Raw genomic sequence first — 22,083 nt, 5'->3', positions numbered from 1 at the left:
TTCTTGTTTGGATCGGATGAATGATTGCTATCATTCTTACGTTTTAATCGCAGAAAAGAATCGAGTCTGGAAGAATTGGATCTTCCATCTCTCTCCTATCGCTATGCGGCTCTCAAGGTACGCGGGTGCGACCCCGGGGACCGGGTGCTGCGGGGACTTCCCCCGGGCGACATCCACCGGACGGGCTCCTGCCCTCTATTCGAGTTAAGTTGATCTCTCTAGAAGATTTATCTCCCTAGAAAGGAGGTGATCCAGCCGCACCTTCCGGTACGGCTACCTTGTTACGACTTCACCCCCCTCACCCTCCACACCTTCGGCGCCTCCCCCCTCTCGGTTGGGCCGGCGACTTCGGGTGCAGACGACTCGGGTGGTGTGACGGGCGGTGTGTACAAGGCCCGGGAACGCATTCACCGCGGCATGCTGATCCGCGATTACTAGCAACTCCGACTTCATGGGGGCGGGTTGCAGCCCCCAATCCGAACTGGGGCCGGCTTTCCGGGATCCGCTCCCCCTCGCGGGGTGGCATCCCTCTGTACCGGCCATTGTAGCACGTGTGCAGCCCAGGGCATAAGGGGCATGATGACTTGACGTCGTCCCCGCCCTCCTCCGCCTTGACGGCGGCGGTCCCGCGTGGGTTCCCGGCATCACCCGATGGCAACACGCGGCGGGGGTTGCGCTCGTTGCGGGACTTAACCCAACATCTCACGACACGAGCTGACGACAGCCATGCACCACCTGTATGGGCTCCTCTCGGCCACGGGGTCTCCCCCGCTTCACCCATATGTCAAGCCCTGGTAAGGTTCTTCGCGTTGCTTCGAATTAAGCCACATGCTCCGCTGCTTGTGCGGGCCCCCGTCAATTCCTTTGAGTTTTAGCCTTGCGGCCGTACTCCCCAGGCGGGACGCTTAATGCGTTGGCTGCGGCACGGGGGGATCGTCCCCCCACACCTAGCGTCCATCGTTTACGGCTGGGACTACCAGGGTATCTAATCCTGTTCGCTCCCCCAGCTTTCGCGCCTCAGCGTCGGTCTCGGCCCAGAGGGCCGCCTTCGCCACCGGTGTTCCACCCGATATCTGCGCATTCCACCGCTACACCGGGTGTTCCACCCTCCCCTACCGGACCCAAGCCGCGGAGGTTCCGGGGGCTTCGGGGGGTTGAGCCCCCCGCTTCGACCCCCGGCCTGCCGGGCCGCCTACGCGCGCTTTACGCCCAATGAATCCGGATAACGCTCGCCCCCTACGTATTACCGCGGCTGCTGGCACGTAGTTAGCCGGGGCTTCTTCTGCAGGTACAGTCTCGTCTCTTCCCTGCTGAAAGCGGTTTACGACCCGAAGGCCTCCGTCCCGCACGCGGCGTCGCTGCGTCAGGGTTCCCCCCATTGCGCAAGATTCCCCACTGCTGCCTCCCGTAGGAGTCTGGGCCGTGTCTCAGTCCCAATCTGGCCGGTCGGTCTCTCAACCCGGCTACCCGTTGTCGGCACGGTGGGCCGTCACCCCGCCGTCTACCTGATGGGCCGCGGAGCCATCCCCTCCCGTCGGGGCTTTAGCCGGGGTGCCATGCGGCACCCCGGGGTATCCGGTATTACCCGTCCTTTCGGGCGGCTATCCCGGGGGAGGGGGCAGGTTCTCCACGTGTTACTCAGCCGTTCGCCACTCGCTTCCCTCCGGAGAGGGGTGCCGTTCGACTTGCATGTGTTAGGCGCGCCGCCAGCGTTCATCCTGAGCCAGGATCGAACTCTCCGTCCAAAATATTCTGGGCTTCGAGCCCGTCCGGTCCTCTCAGTCACTCGCTGATCGGTTCCGTTCGATTCATATGGTTCTGTATAGGAAAAGGAATTCCTCGGGGCCGCCTCTCGGCGGCCTTGCGAAAAACAAATCCAAGTCAGACCATTTCAAATGGTTCGATGTCTGCCCGGATGCGACACTGAATGTGTCCATCCTCGCAGTATCCGGTTCTCAAGGTGCACGCCTGGCGGCTGATCCGGTCCGACCGGGCCGCGCGGCAAGGAGATATATTGCCAGACCGGAGGGGCGCCGTGGGCGGGAATCTGGGTGTACACATTTCCTACACAATTTGGGATCCGACTAACGTTTGCCAGCCGTTAACTACCGCTCACCGAGCATCTCTTTATATAAGGCAGTCTCATGGTTAAAGCGGATACGTTCCCCTAGCTAAAGCACAGCCAGCATCGAGCAACTCATCACGTTCTTCCACCGAGAACCCCTCGGCGTAGACGCGCACCACTGGTTCGGTCCCGCTAGGACGGACCAGCAGCCACGTGTCATCCTCGAATGCTAAACGCAAGCCATCCATATGACTAACGTTTTGCGGCACCTTGCCACAAATCGACTTGGGGTTTACGCCCGGCAGCAGGGTTCGTAACGTTTCGGCATCTTCGGCCTCAAGGCGCAAATCGCGTCGACCGTAACTCGTCTTACCAAAACTGTCCTCGAGTTGGTCGACCAGAACGCCCAAAGGCGCGTCCGTCTTTGCCATAAGCTCACACAGAATCAGACAGGCGAGGATTCCATCGCGCTCGGGCATATGCGCGGCGATGCCGATACCACCGGCTTCCTCGCCGCCTATGAGGACGCCGCCCTTCTTCATCTCTGCAGCTATATATTTGAAACCGACCGGCTTAACGGTCACACGACAGCCAAGCGCCTCGGCAATGCGACGCACGAGCGTCGAGCACGAGAGATTGACGACGACACGCCCCTCCAAATTGCGGAATTGAACGAGGTCGCCCAAAACAAGCGCCATGATTTGATGCGGATGAATATATCTACCGCGTTCGTCGACCGCACCGATACGGTCGGCATCGCCGTCGGTCACCAGGCCTGCGCACGCCCCGTCCTCGACAACCGCACGCTCGCAAGCGTCCACCCACGGCTCAACAGGGTCGGGGCAAATGTCCTCTTGATCGGACGACTGTCCGGCATGAATCTCGTGCACCTCGACGCCTAGCTCCCGCAGCAGGTCGGCAAGATATCCCTGGGCCGCGCCGCCCATGGGGTCAACTACCACACGCAGGTGAGCGGCTCGAATGGCCTCGGCATCGACAAACGATGCCACCGCCTGCATATAGTCAGGAATAATATCCGCGGTGCGATAGCGTTCCTCGATCCCCATCGGCTCGGGGGCCATAGTCTCTTCGAGCTCTTCGATGACATCCTGATTGGCCGTCGAGCCATCTCCCATGCGCAGCTTAAGGCACAGATACCCCTGCGGATGATGGGATCCCGTCACCATGAGCGCACCGCAGGCCTCGCCGTCATACGCCGCCGCCCACGTAAGGGCGGGGGTCGGAACAGGCCGAGATGCGAGCACTGCGTCCAATCCGTGAGCGGCAAGCACGCCTGCCGCAAGCTCAGCGAACTCGCGCGCTAAGGGCCGAGTGTCGAACCCTATATATACCGTTTTGCCCGGATTGGTCTTTTGCCACAACTCGCCGACGGCATCGGCGATACGGGCAACGTTATCGGCAGTGAAGTCCTCATCGACGCGAGCGCGCCAACCGTCAGTTCCAAAATGAATTATCGCGCACACGCGCAGACACCTCGCAGTGTTTGGATCATGGTACGCATGAGGTATACCCGCAGCACGCACCCGGCAACCTGCCGGTACCAGCATTCACCATTTGGGCAAATGCTGCCGAGGACATGCAGGCAATAAAAAAACCGCCCCGTATGGAGCGGTTTTGCCCTTTATATATCGAGCGCCTCGGCCATCGCTGCCGTAGTGATTGCCGTGGTTCCACAGCAACTGCCCACCATTGCGGCACCGGCATGTCTCCATTCGATGCATGCGTGCGCGAAAGCTTCGGGGTTCTCGTGCCATACGGGGCCATCCTGAGTCTGGACCGGATCGCCTACGTTGGGACGCACCGTGACGGGAGTAGTCGCCGATGCAACCATCCTGGGCACCGCCGCGTTCGCGGCCGCAAGCGAACAGCAATTAACACCAACCGAGTTTGCGCCGTGTTTTTCGGCGTACAAAACGGCTGCCTCGATGTTGAGGCCATCGCCCAACAGGTCGCCTTTATCGTCAACGACAAAACTCACCAGGACAGGCATGCCGTCGGCGGCATCTCGGGCGCCGGCAAGCGTGGGCTGCAAATTACGGATAGACGTCACCGTCTCGATCAGCAGACCGTCAACACCAGCATTGAGCAAGGCGTGCGCCTGTTCGCGCGCAATGCCTCGGATTTCACGATGCTCGACAGAGTCTTCGGCAAACCACTCAATACCGATCGGGCCCATCGAGCCCAGTAGCAGCTGAGGGTGCGCCTGGCGGGCATCGTCGACGGCCCCGCGATTGACCTCCGCCACGGACGGCGCAATCTGATCGTGCTTGAGGGCATAGCTCGATGCCTGAAAGGTGTTGGTAATGAGCACCTGCGCGCCGGCGGCGACATACAAGCGATGGATACGAGAAACGGTCTGCGGCTCTGCCAGATTCCAAAACGCCGGTGGAATGTCGGCAGCATCGTACTCACTCAACAGAACACTGCCCATGGGGCCCTGCGCCAACAAGGTCTCGCTCGACAAGCGGCGCGTAAGTTCCTCGGCACCAAAGCGGTTGTAATAACTCGTATCCATATATATCCCGCTATTCCTCGACGCTGATTCCCTGCTTTTCGAGATAGGCGAGCCAGCGGTTCATCGTGTCCTCGGATAGCGCATGCTCCATCATGCAGGCCTCGGAATCGGCTCGCTCAAATTCGACACCGAGCTCCTGAACCAAAAACGTGCGGATGAGGCGATGACGGTACCAGATAGCCGTACCAACCTCGCGGCCGCGATCGGTCAGGACTACCTTGCCGTAGTGCGATTGCTCGACAAGTTCGGATGCCTTGAGCGCCGAAACCGCTTTATTGACCGATGCCTTGGAGACGCCAAGGCGCTGCGCGATGTCGACCGATCGCACGCCGTTGGTTTCCCCCTCTTCGCTTTCAATGCGAACCATGCACTCCAAGTAGTCTTCGTTCGCCACCGTCAGATGTAGTTCGCGCGAGCTATTTGTCGTATCCATGATCTTCCGTCCCTTCTGCATTCAATGGCTGATTCTACCCCATCCAAGCGTCGCGGTATGCCGTGGCATACCGTGCTAGAGTTCTTGTTGCACACGACGACCAAGATTGGAGCGATCTTTATGGAAAACACCACCACAAACCCCGATGTCCTCGAGCGCTTTTTGCGCTACGTCCAGATCAACACGCAGTCCGAGGATGCAAACTGCGACCAGGTACCCTCGAGCGCCGTTCAGTTTGACCTTGCCAACGTGCTGGCTGAAGAGCTGCGCGAGCTTGGTGCGGAAGATGCCCACGTGACCGAGCATGCCTATGTCTGCGCGCATATCCCCGCAAGTGCGGGCGCTGAGGACAAGCCCGCCCTGGGCCTGATCGCCCATCTCGACACCACCGAAGTTGCACCGGGCGCCGGCGTGAAGCCGCACATCGTACACTACGAGGGCGGCGACCTGGTCTGCGGCACGGTTGACGGTAAGCCCGTTGCCATGAGTACCGCCAAGCTTCCCGCCCTGAACGACCTCGCGGGTGAGGACCTGGTCTGCAGCGATGGCACCACGCTGCTGGGCGCGGACGACAAGGCAGGCGTCGCCGAGATCATGTCGCTTGTCGCGCGTATCGCTCAGGACCCTTCTCTGCCCCATCCCGCACTCGGCATTTGCTTCTGCCCTGACGAGGAGATCGGCCACGGAGCCGAGCTGTTGGATATCGATACCTTTGACTGCAAGTATGCCTACACGGTCGACGGTGGCCCCATCGGCGAGCTGGAGTGGGAGTGCTTTAATGCCGCTGAGGCGACCGTCTGCTTTGAGGGCCAGTCCATCCACCCGGGCGACGCCAAAGGCCGTATGGTTAACGCAGGCAATCTGTTCTGCGACTTCAACGCGTTGCTCCCCTACGTGCAGCGCCCGGAGTATACGGAAGGCTACGATGGCTTTTATCACCTTGAGGGTGTATCTGCAACCGTCGATCACGCCACAGCGCGCTATATCGTCCGCGACCATGACGCAGCCAAGTTCCAGCAGAAACTCGACCTTATTGATGCCGCCGCCTCGATGCTCAACCAGCGCTTGGGTGACAAGCGCGTGACGGTCGAGATTAAGCAGCAGTATCGAAATATGGCCGAGATCGTTCGTGACTATCCCGAGCTTATTGACGTTGCCAAGGAAGCCTACCTTGCCTGCGGCGTTGAGCCCCAAGTGCTGCCGATTCGCGGCGGCACCGACGGCGCGCAGCTGTCGTTCCGCGGTCTGCCCTGCCCCAACCTTTCCACCGGCGGCTATTGCTACCACGGCGTCAACGAGTTTGTCCCGGTCAGTTCGCTCGTCAAGATGACCGACGTCCTGCAGGAGCTCGTCGCCCGTTTCGCATAAGCCTGGCTGCATAAGCCCAAAAGACGAATCGCCCCGTCCTCTACAGAGAACGGGGCGGTTTTTTGATACAAGGGGAGTAGTCAACATCGCAGGTTGAGCCAACGTCAGCGAGCGACGTCCAAGGCGAACAAGTTGGCATGAAAAAGGCAGGGCATTGACCTTCTGGTCATGCCCTGCCTTTTGAATGACAAATTGTCGCCTTGGGCGGCGCGCAGCGTCGAGTCGTTACGGCGTTTGGTAAAACGCCGTAACTTAGTAGTTGGCCTCGTAACCGTTGCCGTCGCCGGTGGGCTGTTCGTAGTAGTCCGAATCGCTCGAATCGCTTGAGCCATCGGAATCGTCAGAGCTGACCGATGAGGTTGCGGTACCGTTTGCGTAGTCGTCAGACGTGTTGTTGCTGAGGTCACCGATCGTAGAGCTGGAACCGTCGGAAAGACCCATGGTGTTGGGACCCTTGGGATCCTTGCCGGCATCGACGCGCTCCATCATTTCCTTGAGCTCGTCCTCGTAGACAAAGACGTAGCTCACACCGTCGATCATGGTGCTGTCGTCGGCGTACGAGGGCAGGTTGGCCGAGTAGATACCGTCGACATCCATACCGCGCATGGCGTTGACCGTAGCCACGATATCCTGAACGCTCATATCGGTTACAAGCATATCGGACAGCGAATTAACCAGGCCAAAGATCTTCGTGGCATCGAAGTTATTGAGAATCTGGTTGGCAAGGGCGCCAAGCACCTGACGCTGGTGGCGCATGCGCGTGTAATCGCCGTCGGCATAGGTGTAGCGGCAGCGGGCATAGGTAAGGGCGGTGGCACCGTCCATATGCTGCTGGCCAGCGGTAATCTTAATATCCAGGTGCTCGGGGTCGTCAACATCATCGGTTGCGTTAATGTCGATACCGCCAACCGAATCAATCAGCGCCTGCATACCGTCGAAGCTGACCTCGGCATAGTGGGAAATCTGAACACCGCACAGCTCGTTGACCGCCTCGACCATGGCCTCGGCGCCGCCAACGGTATGGCAGGCGTTGATCTTCATGGTCTCGCCCTTGTACTCGACCTTGGTGTCGCGCGGAACGGAAATGAGCGTCGCCTGCTTTTGCGTGGGGTCGATGCGTGCCAGGATAATCGAGTCGGCACGATACGTATCCTCGCCCGGACGGCCGTCGGTGCCAAGAAGCAGCACGTAGAACGGATCCTTTGCCTCATCGGTGTCAACCAGAACCCGACGCAGATTGTCAGTAATGACATTAGAATCGCCGAGCTTGCCCATAATGGTGGCAAACCACAGGCCGGCAGCGGTAGTGGCACTCAGCAGCACGCCAAGCACGACAATGAGCGCGACGTGACGAATCGTGTGGCTACGGCGGCGTTGACGAGCGCGCTCGGAATAGCGAGCCACGTTATCGCGACTGTAGATCTTGGCCTGCGCACCAGTTGAGGGTCTTCGGGTGGTGGTATCCGCGAGGGGCTTTTTATTAAACATAGGCAACCTGTATTAGTAGATGACGGGATCGGGGACGGTAGCATGCTCGACATGCGCGCCGAGCGCCTGCAGCTTTTCGACAAACTGCTCGTAGCCGCGCTTGATGTGATGGATAGCCGAAACCTCGGTCGTCCCGTCGGCGATCAAGCCCGCTACGACGAGGGCCGCTCCGCCGCGCAAATCGGGCGAGGTAACCTGTGCACCCGAGAAGCCCTTGACGCCATGAATCATGGCATGATGGCTCTCGATACGAATGTCGGCACCCATGCGCACCAGCTCAGAGGCAAACATAAAGCGATTCTCGAAGATGTTCTCGGTAATAACGGAACTGCCGTCGGCAAGGGCGGAGAGCACCATAATCTGCGCCTGCATGTCGGTCGGGAAACCGGGGAACGGAAGCGTCTGGATGTCGACCGGCTTGATACGCTCGGCACGGTTCACATGGACGCCATCCTCGACGCGCTCGCAGTCGATACCCATGAGCTCCATCTTCTTGAGCACCATGCCCAAATGAATGGGGCAAAAGCCCGTGACATCGACACCGCGATCGTCCGCCATCAACGCACCGGCGACGATAAAGGTACCGGCCTCGATGCGGTCGTCCACCACGCGATGGATAACGGGATGGAGCTCTTCCACGCCTTCGATAGTCACGACGGGCGTACCGGCGCCAACAATCTTGGCGCCCATCTCGTTGAGCATGTTGGCGAGATCGACGATCTCGGGCTCGCGGGCGGCATTGTCGATAACCGTGGTGCCCTGTGCGCGCACAGAGGCCATGATGAGATTCTCGGTCGCACCGACGCTGGCGAACTCGAGCGTGACGGTGGTACCGCGCAGACCTTGGGGCGCATTAGCGTTGATGTAACCGTGGGCGGTATCGAACTCAACGCCCAGGGCCTCAAGACCAAGAATGTGCATATCGATCTTACGAGCACCCAGGTTGCAGCCGCCCGGCATGGCAATTTTGGCGCGATGGAAGCGGCCCAGCAGGGGCCCCATGACGGCGGTGGAAGCGCGCATCTTGGCAACGAGCTCGTAGGGGGCCTCCCATGAATCGACCTGAGAGGTATCAATCTCGAGCGTGTGCTCGTCGAGAACATCGATCGTAGCGCCCATGCCCTTGAGCACCTTGCCCATCACGTGGACATCGGAAATATCGGGCACGTTCTGCAGCGTCGTCTTGCCCGGCGCCAGAAGCGTTGCCGCCATGAGTTTGAGCGCGGAGTTCTTGGCGCCCGAGACGGGCACGGAGCCTCCGATGGCGTGGCCACCCTCAACGCGGATAATATCCAAGGTCTACCCTTTCAAAAAGCATGCCCGGGGTGGCTGGGCCATCCCGGGCATGATGTGTTCGCAAATGGTCGAACGCTAAATCGTTTGACTATTGGGCAAGCTTGAGCTTACACCATGCGATTTCATTATAGAGGTAGGCGCGGCGTGCATCATCCTCCGACAAATTACCCAGCTTCTCTTCAAAACCTTGAATATCAGCTTTAAGCTTGTCGGCATCGACGGTCGCCAAATCGCAAGCGCGCTCGGCGAGAACGGTCACGACATCGTCCGCAACCTGGGCATAGCCGCCGGCCACGGCAAACGTGTGGTCGACAGTGCCCATGGCCTTATCGGAAACGCGAACGTAACCGCGGTCGATCGTGCAAATCTCGCTGGAGTGAGCAGGCAGGACGCCAAACTCGCCATCCGTGGACGGAATCGACACAAACGCAGCGTCGCCCTCATAGGCGCAGCTCACGGGGCACACGATGCGGATACGCATAACCTACTTCTCCCCCATCTTGCGGGCGCGCTCGCGCACGTCCTCAATCGTGGAAGCATAGCGGAAAGCCTGCTCGGGCAGGTCATCGGCCTTGCCGTCGACAATCTCGGCGAAAGAGCGGACGGTATCCTCGACGCGGACGTAGACACCGGGGTTACCGGTGAACTTCTCGGCGACGTGGAAGGACTGCGAGAGGAACTGCTGAATCTTACGAGCACGGTTGACCGTAAGGCGCTGTTCCTCGGACAGCTCGTCCATACCCAGAATGGCGATGATGTCCTGAAGGTCGGAGTACTCCTGCAGGAGCTCCTGGACCTTGACGGCAACACGGTAGTGCTCCTCGCCGACGATCGAGGGATCGAGAGCGTCGGAGGAAGACGCGAGCGGGTCGATAGCCGGGAACAGGCCGAGCGACGAAATGCTACGCGAAAGAACCGTGGTGGCGTCGAGGTGCGTAAACGTCGTGGCAGGCGCCGGGTCGGTCAGGTCGTCTGCGGGGACGTAGACAGCCTGGACGGAGGTAATGGAGCCCGTCTTGGTCGAGGTAATGCGCTCCTGGAGGTCGCCCATCTCGGTTGCCAGCGTGGGCTGGTAACCAACGGCGGACGGCATACGGCCCAGCAGTGCGGAAACCTCGGAACCCGCCTGGGAGAAGCGGAAGATGTTGTCGATGAACAGCAGAACGTCCTGGCCGCGATCGCGGAAGTACTCAGCGGTGGTAAGGCCGGCCAGACCGATGCGCAGACGCGCTCCAGGCGGCTCGTTCATCTGACCATAGACCAAGCAGGTCTTGTCGATAACGCCAGACTCGCTCATCTCGAGGAACAGGTCGGTGCCCTCGCGGGTACGCTCGCCGACACCGGTGAACACCGAGGTGCCGCCGTGCTCCTGGGCGAGGTTGTTGATAAGCTCCTGAATCAGAACGGTCTTGCCGACGCCGGCGCCGCCGAACAGGCCGGTCTTGCCGCCACGGATGTAGGGCTCGAGCAGGTCGACGGCCTTGATGCCGGTCTCGAAGATCTCGGTCTTGGTGGTGAGCTCGTCAAAGCGGGGCGCTGCATGGTGGATGGGGTAGAACTCCTCCACCTCGGGCATGGGCTTGCCGTCGACGGGCTTGCCCATGACGTTCCAAATGCGACCGAGCGTCTTGGGACCAACGGGCATCTTCATGGGCTCACCGGTATCGGTGGCGATGAGGCCGCGCTGCAGGCCATCGGTCGAGGACATGGCGACCGTGCGGACGACGCCGCCCGGAAGCTGGCTCTCGACCTCAAGGATCGTGCTCAGATGACCGATCGGGGTCTCGGCCTCGACCGTGAGCGCGTTGTAGATCGGGGGCACCGCGCCGTCAAACTTGACGTCGACGACAGGGCCGATGATTCGCACGATGCGACCATCACCGGCAGTCGTCTTCTTGGTGGCTTCCTCGACCGCAAGCTTTACGGTGTTATTAGCCATTACTGTTCCTCCAATGCTGAGGCTCCGCCGACGATCTCGTTGATCTCGGTCGTGATCGAAGCCTGGCGCACGCGACTATACGTGCGGGTAAGGGTCGAGATGATCGCGGTGGCGTTTTCCGTCGCGGAGTGCATGGCCTTGCGGCGTGCACCCTGCTCGGCAGCCGCCGAATCGATCAGGGCCTGGTAGATGACCGTCAGGATATAAGACGGCACAAGCTTGCCGAGAACATGCTCAGGAGAGGGCACGAACTCGAACGTGGACGAGATGCGCTTAGGGGCGTCGGTCTCGTTCTTACGCGGACCGTGGGCCATAGCGATCATCTCGGGGTCGAGCGGCAACAGATGCTCGACGCGAAGCTCCTGATCCACGCGGTTCTTGGCGTGGTGGTAGACAAGCTCGACACGGTCAAGCTCACCGGCACGATACGCATCGCAGATATGAGAGGAAATCATGCGGGCCTGATTGAAATCGGGCTCAGAGGAGTTGCCCTCAAAGTGCATGACAACGTTTGCGCGGTCACGGAAATACGTGGCCGGCTTACGCCCGCACGCGATGATCTCGCACTCGATGCCGTCGTTCGCCCAAGAAGCGGCGAGCTTTTCGGCCGTGCGCTCCACCGTCGTATTGAAACCGCCGGCAAGGCCGCGGTCCGAGGCAATAACGACAATCAGGCCATGCTTGACGCTCTCATGCTTCTGCAGCATGGGATCGGTGCCCGAACAGGAGGCGTCGCCGGCGACCGTCAACATGACGTCGGTCAGCGCCTCCTTATAGGGCTCGGCCTGCTTGGAGCGATCGAGGGCACGACGGATCTTGGCCGTAGAGACCATCTCCATCGTGCGCGTGATCTGCTTGGTCGTGGTAACCGAGGAGATTCGCTTCTTAATGTCGCGAAGGTTGGCCATGGGGCTTAGTTCTCCTCTGATCCAGAAACATCCGAATGGTGCTTGGCCATGAACTGCTGCTTGAAGTCGCCGATGACGCGCAAGAGCTCAGCCTTGATGTCATCATCGATCTTCTTGGCGCGAACCTTGTCGAGCAGCGAGCCAAAGCCATTGTCCATGTACTCGATGAGCTCGGCACGGAAGGGCAGCACGTCGGCGATCTCCAGGTCATCCAGGAAGCCCTCGTTGCCAGCGAACAGCGTAACGATCTGCTCGCCAACCTCAAACGGCTTGTAACGCGGCTGCTTCAGGAGCTCGGTCATGCGAGCACCATGGGTCAGCTGCTTCTGAGTAGCCTCGTCGAGGTCGGAGCCGAACTGCGTAAAGCCAGCGAGCTCCTGGTACGAAGCGAGGTCCAGACGGAGGTTGCCGGCGACCTGCTTCATGGCCTTGGTCTGCGCATCGCCACCGACGCGGGACACGGAGATGCCCACGTCGACTGCCGGGCGCTGACCCTGGAAGAAGAGCTCGGACTGCAGGTAGATCTGACCATCGGTAATGGAAATGACGTTGGTCGGAATGTAGGCCGAGACGTCGCCGTCCTGGGTCTCGATGATCGGCAGTGCCGTCATGGAGCCGTAACCGTTCTTCTTGGACATCTTGACGGCACGCTCGAGCAGACGAGAGTGCAGGTAGAAGATGTCGCCAGGATAGGCCTCGCGTCCGGGCGGACGATGCAGCGTCAGCGACATCTGACGGTAGGCCACAGCCTGCTTGGACAGGTCGTCGTAGATGACGAGCACGTGGCCGCCGGGGTTGGTCTCGCTGGCGGGCTTGCCGTCCTCGCCGTTGTACATGAAGAACTCGCCGATAGCGGCACCGGCCATAGGCGCGATGTACTGCATAGGGGCGGAATCGGCAGCGGTGGCCGAAACGATGATGGTGTAGTCGAGCGCACCGTGCTGAGCGAGGGTCTCGCGGATGTTGGCAACCGTGGAGGCCTTCTGGCCGATGGCGACATAGATGCAGACCATGCCCTTGCCGCGCTGGTTGAGAATAGCGTCGATGGCGATGGCGGTCTTACCGGTCTTACGGTCGCCGATGATGAGCTCACGCTGACCGCGGCCAATAGGCACCATGGAGTCGATAGCGAGCAGACCGGTCTGAACCGGCTCGCACACCGGGGTACGGTCGATGACGCCGGGGGCCTTGAACTCGATGGGGCGACGGTGCGTAGCGACGATGTCGCCTAGGCCGTCGATGGGCTGGCCGAGCGGATTGACGACGCGGCCGAGCATGGCGCGGCTCACGGGGATATCCATAATGCGGCCAGTGGTGCGGCACTCGTCGCCTTCCTTGATGGAGTCGACGGCACCGAACAGAACGGCGCCGACCTCGTCACGGTCAAGGTTCTGGGCAAGGCCGAAGACGGTCTCACCGGTATCGGAGCTCTTGAACTCCAGAAGCTCGCCTGCCATGGCGCTCTTGAGGCCGGAGACGCGCGCGATGCCGTCGCCTACCTCGTCGACCGTTGAAACCTCATGCGTATCGACCGTCGCGGAGAGGCTCGTGAGCTGCTCCTGCAGTTTCTTGGCGATATCCTGGGCATTGAGGGTTTCGGACATTAGGCTTCACCTCCGTACGAATTAGCAGAGTTTGCGAGGGTCTCCTGCGCGATGCGCAGCTGCGTCTTGACGGAAATATCACGACGCTCGCCGCGGGCCTCGAGCACCAGGCCGCCCACGATAGACGGGTCGACCTGCTCGATAAGGAATACCTTGCGGCCGAAGTCCTGCTCGCATTTCTTAGTGATGGTTTGACGCAGCTCGTCGTCGAGCGGGATCGCCGTGGTGACGGTCACGCCCACTACATCCTCGTCTTCCTCGGCAACATACTTAAAGGCAGCTGCCACCTTGGGAAGAAGGTCGAGCTGGTCGCGCTTGGACATGGTGTCGAGCACGGCGATGATCTCGGGGCTGGCAGAAGCCAAGCGCTCGATCATCTCGAGGTCCTCGAACACATGGTTCTCGGCCTTAGCGGCTTCCAGAAGGGAGCGCGCGTAGGTCTCGAGCACCTTGTCCTGATAGCGGCTAGTCGGCATTCAGGCTACCTGCTTCCTGGATGTAGCGCTCGATGAGCTTCTTCTGCTCGGTCTCGTCCTCGAGTGCCTCGCCCACGATCTTGGTGGCGACGGCAACGGACAGGTCGGCGATGGAGCTCGCGGCACCGGCGTAAATGGACTTGCGCTCGTCCTCGACGGTCGTATGGGCCTTGGCGATGATCTCCTCGGCCTCCTTGTGAGCAGCCTCGATGATACGGGCGCGCTCGGACTCGGCGTCCTTACGGGCCTCGAGAACGATGTCGGCAGCCTGACGACGGGCGTCGGTGACGATCGAGTCGGACTCAGCGCGCTTGGCGATAGCCTCCTGCTTGGTCTTCTCGGCCTCGTCGAGGCTCTCCTCGATCTTCTTGCCGCGCTCCTCCATGGTTTTCATGATGCCCGGCAGGGCGACCTTGGCCAGCACGATCCAGATAATCAGGAAGGCGATAAGCGCCGGGATGAACTCCGCCATCTTAGGGATGAGGATGTCCGCACCGGCAGCGCCGTCCTCGGCGAACGCGGAAACCGGCATGAGCAGCGCGGCCGCGGACGCGGAGAGTGCGATCGCGCTCTTCTGGGATGAAAGATTCATACTTGACGCTCCGTGCTATTTAACGATCAGCGCGACAACGAAGCCGATCAGAGCCAGAGCCTCGCCGAAGGCGGAGCCCATGATGAAGACGGTGAACACGCGGCCCTGGACCTCAGGCTGACGGGCCATAGCACCCGTAGCACCCAGAGCAGACAGGCCGATAGCAAGACCAGCGCCGATAACACCGAGACCGTAACCGATAACTCCCACGATTCCTCCTTTGTCGTGCGTGTCTTATTTCACGCAGGATAACCTTTTTATAACTGCCGGGCTCCATGGGTACGGGCACCGGCGGTTTAACGAATTGCCTTACCTTGAAGACGCGAACGGAAGCCTACTCCTCCTCCGCAACCTCCTCTGCCTCAGAGACATACACGGCGGTAAGGACCGTGAAGACGTAAGCCTGGATGGCGCCGACCACAAGCTCGATCGCATAGATCAGGATGAGGATGGCAAGCCAGGCCAGCGAAGGCAGGGCGCCGACGGCGTGCGCCGCGGAAACCTGCTGAAGCAGCGGCTGCATGAACATGCTCGCCATGATGGCGAACGAACCCATGACCACGTGTCCTGCGAACATGTTGCAGAACAGACGGACGGCGAGCGTGATGAGGCGCAGGAAGGTCGAAAAGAGCTCGACGACCCACACGAGCACGTTCATCGGGAAGCTCACGCCCTGCGGGGCGAGGCTCTTGATGTAGCCGATCACGCCGTGAGCCTTGCATCCGTAGTAGATGAAGTACACGAAGGCGAAGATGGCGAGCGCGGCGGTGGAGCCGATTGCGCCGGTGCCGGGCTTCATTCCCGGGATCAGGCCGATCATGTTATTGATCAGGATGAACAGGAAAAGCGAGCACAGGAACGGGAAGTGCTTCTTCCAGTTCTCACCCACGACGCCCTTGCCGATATCGTTCTCGACGTACTCGATGATGTACTCGAAACCGTTGACGAAGAAGCCCTTGGGAACCAGGGTCTGCTTCTTCTTGAACACGGCCAGGACGATCAGGAGCACGATCGTGGAGACGATCAGCCAAAACGAGTACTGCGTGATGCCGCAGCTCAGATCGCCCACGACAGGGGTGGAGCTGAACTCGCTGACCAGATGATTAATCTCATCAGGCAGCTTTTCAAAAATTTCCACGACTTACCTTTCGACCTCATGAGGATCTCGCAGCGCCTTGGCGACGCGAACCGTGCAGGCGGCCATAAAGGCCACGAAGCCGATCGCCTCGCCCAGGAGGAACATGCGAAATGCCTCTCCGAACAACACAAACACAACCAAGGTAAAGACGAGCAGGGCGATTGCCGAGACCGCCAGACTCACCATACCCTTGAGCATGTCCGCATTCTGTCTATCGTCAAGAACCGGCTTGAGCGTAAAGACAAAGGGAAGGAAGGCGATCGCGCCCGCGATGGCACCTGCAACGATAGCGAGCAAATCGGCTATCTGAAACACTGGCGTCCTCACTTTCCCTTTTTAACGCTTCACAGAACAGTTCCCGCCAAACATTGGTGACTATTGTACGAGCCAATCGCTAAAGTACAACCGAAAAAGCATCGGTTAATACGCACCTGTTCGTTTTCTTAAGACCTTCTTTATGCCGCAGGTACGATAATACGTTTTTCTCGAACCCTGCAGGGCAAAACGTCCGTTAACAGGAGTGCGCGCGGTCGCCTTCTGTTCGTCCGCGCGCACCGTTTCTTCGTATTTGCAGCCGCGGTCGTCTTAGTCCAGCGACTAGAGCGTGCCGTAGATACGGTCGCCGGCGTCGCCCAGGCCGGGAACGATGTAGGCAGCCTCGTTGAGATGGTCGTCGATGGCGCAGGTATAGATATGCACATCAGAATCCTTCTCAGTCAGCGACTTGAGGCCCTCGGGGGCCGCGACGATGCACAGCATGCGGATGTCCTTGACACCGCGCTCGCGCAGGTAGCTGATGGCCATCTCGGCCGAACCGCCCGTGGCGAGCATGGGGTCGACAACCAGGCAGATGCGCTGGTCGATATCCTTGGGCATCTTGCAGTAATACTCGTGCGGCTCGTGGGTGACCTCGTCGCGCTCCATGCCGATGTGGCCCACGCGAGCGGAGGGCACCAAGTCGAGAATGCCGTCGACCATTCCAAGGCCCGCACGCAGGATGGGCACGATGGCGAGTTTCTTGCCGGCGAGCTGTTTGAACGTGGCGGTAGTGATGGGGGTCTCGACCTCGACGTCTTCCATAGGCAGGTCGCGCATGGCCTCGTAGCCGTCAAAAAGCGCGAGTTCGCGCACGAGCTGGCGGAACTGGTTGGTGCCGGTGTTTTTGTCGCGCAGGATCGACAGCTTGTGCTGGACGAGCGGGTGATCGACAAGCGTCACACGGGACGTATCGTAGGTGACGGTCATGGGTTGATTGCCCCTTTCGTTGCGGCCGCAATACGGCCTTGCTGACAAGGCGCGCAGCAATGTTGCCGCCGCACGCCATGCATTAGTTTAGCGGTTTGTTGTATCGAGCAGCCCATCGCAGCCCTACTGTGCGGTACTGAGCGAGCGCCTGACTGCATCACGCCAGCCCGCAAGGTTTTGTTCGCGGCGCTCGGCGGACATGTGGGGAAGGAAGGTCCTAACGATCTGGGCATTTTGCTCCAGCTCTTCTAGGTCTTCCCAATAGCCGACGGCAAGACCCGCCAAGTACGCGGCACCGATTGCCGTGGTCTCCACCGTCTCGCATTGCAGCACGGGGATATCCAGCAGGTCGGCCTGGAATTGCATGATGAACTCGTTGCGCGAGGCACCGCCATCGACAGACAGGCGCTCAATCGAAAGCCCCACGTCCTGCTCCATGGCGCGCAACACGTCGTAGCTCTGATATGCCATGGATTCGCAGGCGGCACGTACGATGGTCGCACGGCTCGAGGCGCCGGTCAGACCGCACACGATACCGCGGGCATGCTGGTCCCACCAGGGAGCACCCAAACCCGCAAAGGCGGGAACGAAGTAGCAGCCCTCGTTGTCGCTAATCGAAGCGGCGAGTTGTGCCGACTCGCTCACGCTCGAGATGATGCCCATGTTGTTGCGAAGCCAGTTCATCGTTGAGCCGGCGGCAAAAATAGAGCCCTCGAGCGCATAGCTGACTTTGCCGTCCGCAGCGATACCGATGGTGGAGACCAGGCCATTCTTGGATTCGACGATCTCGTCGCCGGTGTTCATGAGCATAAAGCAGCCCGTGCCATAGGTGTTTTTGGTCTGACCGGGACGGAAACAGCAGTGGCCGAACAGCGATGCCTGCTGGTCGCCCGCCACACCCATGATGGGCGGCATGTTGGTCATGATGTCGCTCGCGACGCGGCCGTAGTCGCCCGAGCTCCAGCGAACCTCGGGCATCATGGAACGTGGAACGTCAAAGAGTGCCAGCAGGTCGTCGTCCCAATCGAGCGTATGGATATTAAAGAGTGCCGTGCGGCTGGCATTGGTGTAGTCGGTGGCAAAGACCTGGCCGCCGGTGAGGTTGTAGATGAGCCAGGTGTCGATGGTGCCAAACATGAGGTCGCCCGCCGCCGCGCTCTCGCGTGCGCCGTCGACGTTGTCGAGAATCCACTGCACCTTGGAGGCCGAGAAATACGGGTCGAGCGTGAGTCCCGTGCGGGAGCGCACCAGCCCTTCTGCGCCCTGCTCGACAAGCTCGTCGATCAGAGGTGCGGTACGGCGGCACTGCCATACGATGGCGTTATAGATCGGCTGACCGCTCACACGGTCCCAGACCACCGTGGTCTCGCGCTGGTTGGAGATGCCGATGGCGGCAATGCGGTCGGAGTGGATACCGCTCTTAAACTGGACTTCCATCATGACCGCGATCTGGCTGGCAAGGACCGCCATGGGGTCTTGCTCTACCCAACCGGGACGCGGAAAACTCGTTTTTACGCTGCGACGTGCCTGCGCGACGATGCAGCCGTACTCGTCGACGATGGTCGCAAGTACCGAGGTGGTGCCGCAGTCGAGCGCCATGATGTAGGAACCGCCAAAGTCAAACGAGGCATCTTCCATGCCCAGGCTGCCCAGATTCAACGACATCGCTTAAACCTTTCTATTGCATCGGGTCGGACAGGACCCGTTCGATCTCTGATGCGGGAAGTGCGCCTTGGCGCAGGATCTGGAGCCCGCCGTGCTGAAACGACACGATGGTCGAGGCGTCGCGACACGGGGTCTCACCGGCGTCGACGGCAACATCGACCCCCTCCAGGATGCGACCCTCGACGGCGGCAAAGCTTGCCGGCGAGGGCGCGCCGTGCGTGTTGGCGCTCGTACAGGCAAGGGGGCTGCCGCAGGCGCGAATGAGCGCTTGGACCACGGGAGAGGCCGAAGCGCGCAGGGCCACGGTGTCGTCGGCAGCGCGCATAAAGGTCGGCACACAGGGAGCTGCCTTGACCACGATAGTCAGGGCTCCCGGCCAGCATCGTCGCGCGAGTATGCGGGCATCTTCCGGGATATCCACGCCATAGCGATCGAGTGCTTCGACGCCATCGACCAGCCAAGCGACGGTTTGCGTGAGCTCACGTTGCTTGAGAGTGAAGATACGGCGATAGCCGGTGCCGAGCGCAGGAACTGCGGCGCCATTGACGGCAGCCTGCGGATCGCGCGGCCACGATGGGAATTCGCTTGTATCTTGGGGCACGGCGTCCGAGAAGGCGCTGACTGCCACGGCGACACCGTAGACGGTCTCGGTCGGGATCAAAGCCAGGCCGCCGCGGCCGAGCACCTCGGCCGTGCGCTCGACGGCAAGCCGATGCGGCTCGCGCGTTCCCTCGTATACCCGATAGACCGTCTGCATGTGTATGCCAGCCCCTTACGCTCTGGTGCAAGTTTGTTTACTGTGGGGCATTCTCGCACGAAACGTTCAATCTATTTGCCCAGAGCGCATGTTGGTTTGGTGAGCGGCTCTAGTAGTCGGTGAAAGTGAGGGGGTTATTGGACTGCGACGAACTTCTTTGGCCTGCCGGCGTGGCGTTCTTGGGCGGCGTAGCGCTCGATGCTGTCTATCGTTATCATCCGACGGCCGTCGACGAGTTCAACATCGAGCTTTCCGGCTTTGACCAGCGCGGTAATCCGCGGAGCGGAGACTTTGAGGTCCAGCGCTGCGTCTTTAAATGTTCGGCACGCCGCTTCCCGAGCGTCCTCGTGGTCGATTTCGACTGAAAGGGCCACGACCTCGGCCGAGCGTTCGTACCCTGCCGGAGTCAAACCGTTGTTGAGGTCGTCGGCCAAAAACGCCATCAGTGCCTCGGTGGCATGGGCAATCGCGTCTTCGCGCGTATCGCCATCGGCAAAGGCGCCGGGAATCTGCGGGAAGCTGGCGCAGTAACCGTCGTCTTCTTTTATGAGAACGCAGTCATAGGTAAATCGCTGCCTCATTTTGCCTCCAACTACCGTCCAGCTTGGCGACGAATACTTGCCCACGTGCCCTTCTTTGGTCGATCACCACCAGAGCCGTTCACGGTGACAACACGATCGTTAGAAACATACTTAGCATGACTACCGACTTGCGCGACCTTCACGAATCCATCGTGCTTGAGTAGGGCAATGATTTCCCGAAAGGTAAGAGGTTGCATGGACCGACCTCTTTCAGCCGTCCTAATTATAAACTAATTTATAATTTTTGTTAACCAGTTAATAAATATTAATGGCGCTGCTTGGGCTCGGTGACGATGGCTCGGACGATGCGGGGGCGATCGGTAAGGTCATGGACGATACGTACGTCCGAAAGGCCTGCCTGGCGACAGAGCTCGGCCGCGGCATCGAGGGTACCCTCGTAGAGCTCACAGGCAAACAGGCCGCCGGCACGCAGCATATAGGGTGCCGCATTGAGCAGGCGGCGGAAGATGTCCAGGCCGTCGGCACCGCCCTCGAGCGCCAGGTCGGGCTCAAAGTCCTTGACCTCGTGCGGCAGCGAGCGCATGACATCGGTGGGGATGTAGGGCGGGTTGGAGACGAGTACGTCAAAGGTGCCCCACTCTTCACGGGGAATGGAGCTCACCAGGTTCGTGAGGCTGAAGGCGACCTCGTCGGACGTGAGGCCAAGCGCATCGCGGTTTTTGGTAGCAAGGTCGATGGCGCGCGGCTCGATATCGGTAGCAGTGCAGGTGACGTGGCCGCGACGCTCCCAGGCGATCGAGAGCGAGATACAGCCCGTGCCGCAGCCGACCTCGAGAACGCGGGCAGTGCGGGGCTCGGCTGGGGCAGGCGCAGCGGCATCCTGAGCTGAAACCGTCTCCTGGTCGGCGCCCTCGATGGCGATGTCGTATTCGTCGAGCTCGGGCTCGGCGGCTTTTGCGGCTTCGGCTTCTGCTGCTTGCGCGGCGGCTTCCTCGGCCTCGCGATCGGCAAGCTCCTCGGCATAGGCGCGGCTACCGAGCACGTCGCTACCCAGCGCAGCCTCATCGGCGGCCGTCAGGTTGGCAGCACGGCGCTCGGCGGTCGCGCGTTCGTCGGCCAGCGCCGCCTCAGCTTTGCGGGCCTGCTCGACCTCATCGTTCCAAGGCAGCTCAACACGCTGACGGGCAGCGGCCTCGGGGCTCAGCACCTCGGTATCCAGATAGTTCAGGACTTCTTCGACGAGCATCTCGGTCTCGGGGCGCGGGATGAGCACGCCGGGGGCGCACGCGACGTCGATCATGCGAAACTGCGTGCTGCCGGTGATGTACTGCAGCGGCTCGCCTTTGGCGCGACGAACGACGGCCGCATGCATGGTCTCGAGCTGGGCCGCGTTAAGCGTCTCGTCCATACGCATATATAGGTCAATGCGCGCCAGGCCCGTGGCGGCGCACAGCAGCCACTCGGCGGAAAGACGGGGATGCTCCTCGCCGCGCTCGGCCAGGTACTCCTTGGTCCACTCGAGACAACGCTTGATGGTCCAGATCTCGTTTGCCATGGGGCCCTCCCCTCTTAAGCGCCGGGCGGCGCGCGAATGTCGGAGCAGATTGTAAGCGAGGCCAGCGCTTGGCAAGGGACGATTGAAGGCGATTATCGAGAATCAGCCCAGAATTTTGCTTGGAGCCTGCCTAGAGTGTTCATTCGTCGACGTCTAAATCTGCATCCGTCAAGCTTTTGGCAAGGTTGCCCCAAAACTGACCAATATCTAACCAAGAACTTGCCAAATCACTTGACGCGCGACCCATCAAAAATCGCCCCGCGACTTCTTGGACAATTTTTCGAGCAATATTTTCGATAGCAGATATATGCCGTCAATTACCTTAAGCAGGTAAGCAGCTCAAATGACATCACAGCCGACTGAATAAAATATCAAGGCAATGTCACCAATGACTCCCTACGGATCATTTGACAACCAAGGAAACGCCGATGTTTTGGCAATGTCAGCGAGCGACGTCCAGAGCGACAAGTTGGCAT

The 22,083-nt window shown here is 60.3% G+C and carries 21 protein-coding genes and 1 rRNA gene; 1 reads left to right on the top strand and 21 read right to left on the bottom strand.

The genetic code is table 11. The features are described from left to right. Positions 1 to 239: 239 nt before the first annotated feature. From DXC18_RS03855 to DXC18_RS03840, 4 genes are all read right to left on the bottom strand, one after another. Positions 240 to 1,745, bottom strand: a 16S ribosomal RNA gene (locus tag DXC18_RS03855). Between the two features lie 403 nt (positions 1,746 to 2,148). Continuing rightward, positions 2,149 to 3,549, bottom strand: a complete 1,401-nt coding sequence (locus tag DXC18_RS03850; RefSeq protein ID WP_117716386.1) for a phosphoglucomutase/phosphomannomutase family protein — start codon at positions 3,547 to 3,549, stop codon at positions 2,149 to 2,151. A 158-nt stretch (positions 3,550 to 3,707) separates the two neighbouring features. Continuing rightward, complete coding sequence (locus DXC18_RS03845) at positions 3,708 to 4,601, bottom strand: homocysteine S-methyltransferase family protein (protein ID WP_117716385.1); 894 nt, start codon at positions 4,599 to 4,601, stop codon at positions 3,708 to 3,710. 10 nt (positions 4,602 to 4,611) lie between these two features. Beyond that, on the bottom strand, positions 4,612 to 5,034 hold the full coding sequence (locus tag DXC18_RS03840; protein ID WP_035138800.1) for a metal-dependent transcriptional regulator: 423 nt from the start codon (positions 5,032 to 5,034) through the stop codon (positions 4,612 to 4,614). 120 nt (positions 5,035 to 5,154) lie between these two features. Between DXC18_RS03840 and pepT the strand changes: the two genes are divergently transcribed. Then, positions 5,155 to 6,402, top strand: coding sequence for a peptidase T (gene pepT / locus DXC18_RS03835; RefSeq protein ID WP_117716384.1), 1,248 nt, complete (start codon positions 5,155 to 5,157; stop codon positions 6,400 to 6,402). Between the two features lie 252 nt (positions 6,403 to 6,654). On the opposite strand, the gene DXC18_RS03830 is transcribed toward pepT, so the two are convergent. The 17 genes from DXC18_RS03830 to DXC18_RS03750 all read right to left on the bottom strand — a co-directional run bounded on the left by DXC18_RS03830 (position 6,655) and on the right by DXC18_RS03750 (position 21,607). Further along, positions 6,655 to 7,806 (bottom strand): LCP family protein, encoded by a 1,152-nt coding sequence (locus DXC18_RS03830; protein ID WP_233508993.1) that lies wholly within the window; start codon positions 7,804 to 7,806, stop codon positions 6,655 to 6,657. Between the two features lie 96 nt (positions 7,807 to 7,902). Continuing rightward, positions 7,903 to 9,186, bottom strand: a complete 1,284-nt coding sequence (gene murA / locus DXC18_RS03825; RefSeq protein WP_117716382.1) for a UDP-N-acetylglucosamine 1-carboxyvinyltransferase — start codon at positions 9,184 to 9,186, stop codon at positions 7,903 to 7,905. Positions 9,187 to 9,274: 88 nt separating this feature from the next. Further along, a complete protein-coding gene (gene atpC, locus DXC18_RS03820) occupies positions 9,275 to 9,667 on the bottom strand; it encodes an ATP synthase F1 subunit epsilon (RefSeq protein ID WP_006235718.1) in 393 nt (130 codons plus the stop codon). 3 nt (positions 9,668 to 9,670) lie between these two features. Further along, on the bottom strand, positions 9,671 to 11,125 hold the full coding sequence (atpD, locus tag DXC18_RS03815) for a F0F1 ATP synthase subunit beta (RefSeq protein WP_006235717.1): 1,455 nt from the start codon (positions 11,123 to 11,125) through the stop codon (positions 9,671 to 9,673). Continuing rightward, positions 11,125 to 12,033 (bottom strand): ATP synthase F1 subunit gamma, encoded by a 909-nt coding sequence (atpG, locus tag DXC18_RS03810; protein WP_006235716.1) that lies wholly within the window; start codon positions 12,031 to 12,033, stop codon positions 11,125 to 11,127. The genes atpD and atpG overlap by 1 nt, the downstream gene beginning before the upstream one ends. 5 nt (positions 12,034 to 12,038) lie before the next feature. Next, a complete protein-coding gene (atpA, locus tag DXC18_RS03805) occupies positions 12,039 to 13,637 on the bottom strand; it encodes a F0F1 ATP synthase subunit alpha (protein WP_117716381.1) in 1,599 nt (532 codons plus the stop codon). Continuing rightward, entirely contained in the window at positions 13,637 to 14,113 is a 477-nt protein-coding gene (locus DXC18_RS03800; protein ID WP_006235713.1) for a FoF1 ATP synthase subunit delta, read from the bottom strand. Before DXC18_RS03800 ends, atpA begins: the two co-directional genes overlap by 1 nt. Then, positions 14,103 to 14,705, bottom strand: coding sequence for a F0F1 ATP synthase subunit B (gene atpF / locus DXC18_RS03795; protein ID WP_117716380.1), 603 nt, complete (start codon positions 14,703 to 14,705; stop codon positions 14,103 to 14,105). The genes DXC18_RS03800 and atpF overlap by 11 nt, the downstream gene beginning before the upstream one ends. A 15-nt stretch (positions 14,706 to 14,720) precedes the next feature. Then, entirely contained in the window at positions 14,721 to 14,915 is a 195-nt protein-coding gene (locus tag DXC18_RS03790) for an ATP synthase subunit C (protein WP_022094262.1), read from the bottom strand. 124 nt (positions 14,916 to 15,039) lie between these two features. Continuing rightward, positions 15,040 to 15,843, bottom strand: a complete 804-nt coding sequence (gene atpB / locus DXC18_RS03785) for a F0F1 ATP synthase subunit A (RefSeq protein ID WP_022094263.1) — start codon at positions 15,841 to 15,843, stop codon at positions 15,040 to 15,042. Positions 15,844 to 15,846: 3 nt separating this feature from the next. Next, complete coding sequence (locus DXC18_RS03780) at positions 15,847 to 16,158, bottom strand: hypothetical protein (protein WP_117637669.1); 312 nt, start codon at positions 16,156 to 16,158, stop codon at positions 15,847 to 15,849. A gap of 282 nt (positions 16,159 to 16,440) precedes the next feature. Beyond that, complete coding sequence (gene upp / locus DXC18_RS03775) at positions 16,441 to 17,088, bottom strand: uracil phosphoribosyltransferase (RefSeq protein ID WP_117716379.1); 648 nt, start codon at positions 17,086 to 17,088, stop codon at positions 16,441 to 16,443. Positions 17,089 to 17,211: 123 nt separating this feature from the next. Next, complete coding sequence (gene glpK, locus DXC18_RS03770; protein WP_117716378.1) at positions 17,212 to 18,753, bottom strand: glycerol kinase GlpK; 1,542 nt, start codon at positions 18,751 to 18,753, stop codon at positions 17,212 to 17,214. A 13-nt stretch (positions 18,754 to 18,766) separates the two neighbouring features. After that, positions 18,767 to 19,510, bottom strand: coding sequence for an L-threonylcarbamoyladenylate synthase (locus DXC18_RS03765; protein ID WP_117716377.1), 744 nt, complete (start codon positions 19,508 to 19,510; stop codon positions 18,767 to 18,769). A gap of 134 nt (positions 19,511 to 19,644) precedes the next feature. Next, entirely contained in the window at positions 19,645 to 20,136 is a 492-nt protein-coding gene (locus DXC18_RS03760) for a type II toxin-antitoxin system HicB family antitoxin (protein WP_147330254.1), read from the bottom strand. Then, a complete protein-coding gene (locus DXC18_RS10820; protein ID WP_117716376.1) occupies positions 20,103 to 20,288 on the bottom strand; it encodes a type II toxin-antitoxin system HicA family toxin in 186 nt (61 codons plus the stop codon). The genes DXC18_RS03760 and DXC18_RS10820 overlap by 34 nt, the downstream gene beginning before the upstream one ends. Positions 20,289 to 20,356: 68 nt before the next feature. Next, positions 20,357 to 21,607, bottom strand: a complete 1,251-nt coding sequence (locus tag DXC18_RS03750) for a HemK/PrmC family methyltransferase (RefSeq protein WP_117716375.1) — start codon at positions 21,605 to 21,607, stop codon at positions 20,357 to 20,359. Positions 21,608 to 22,083: the final 476 nt, after the last annotated feature.

It is taken from the genome of Collinsella sp. OM08-14AT, assembly GCF_003438115.1.
GTDB lineage: Bacteria > Actinomycetota > Coriobacteriia > Coriobacteriales > Coriobacteriaceae > Collinsella.
This window is presented reverse-complemented; position numbering and strand designations above follow the sequence as displayed.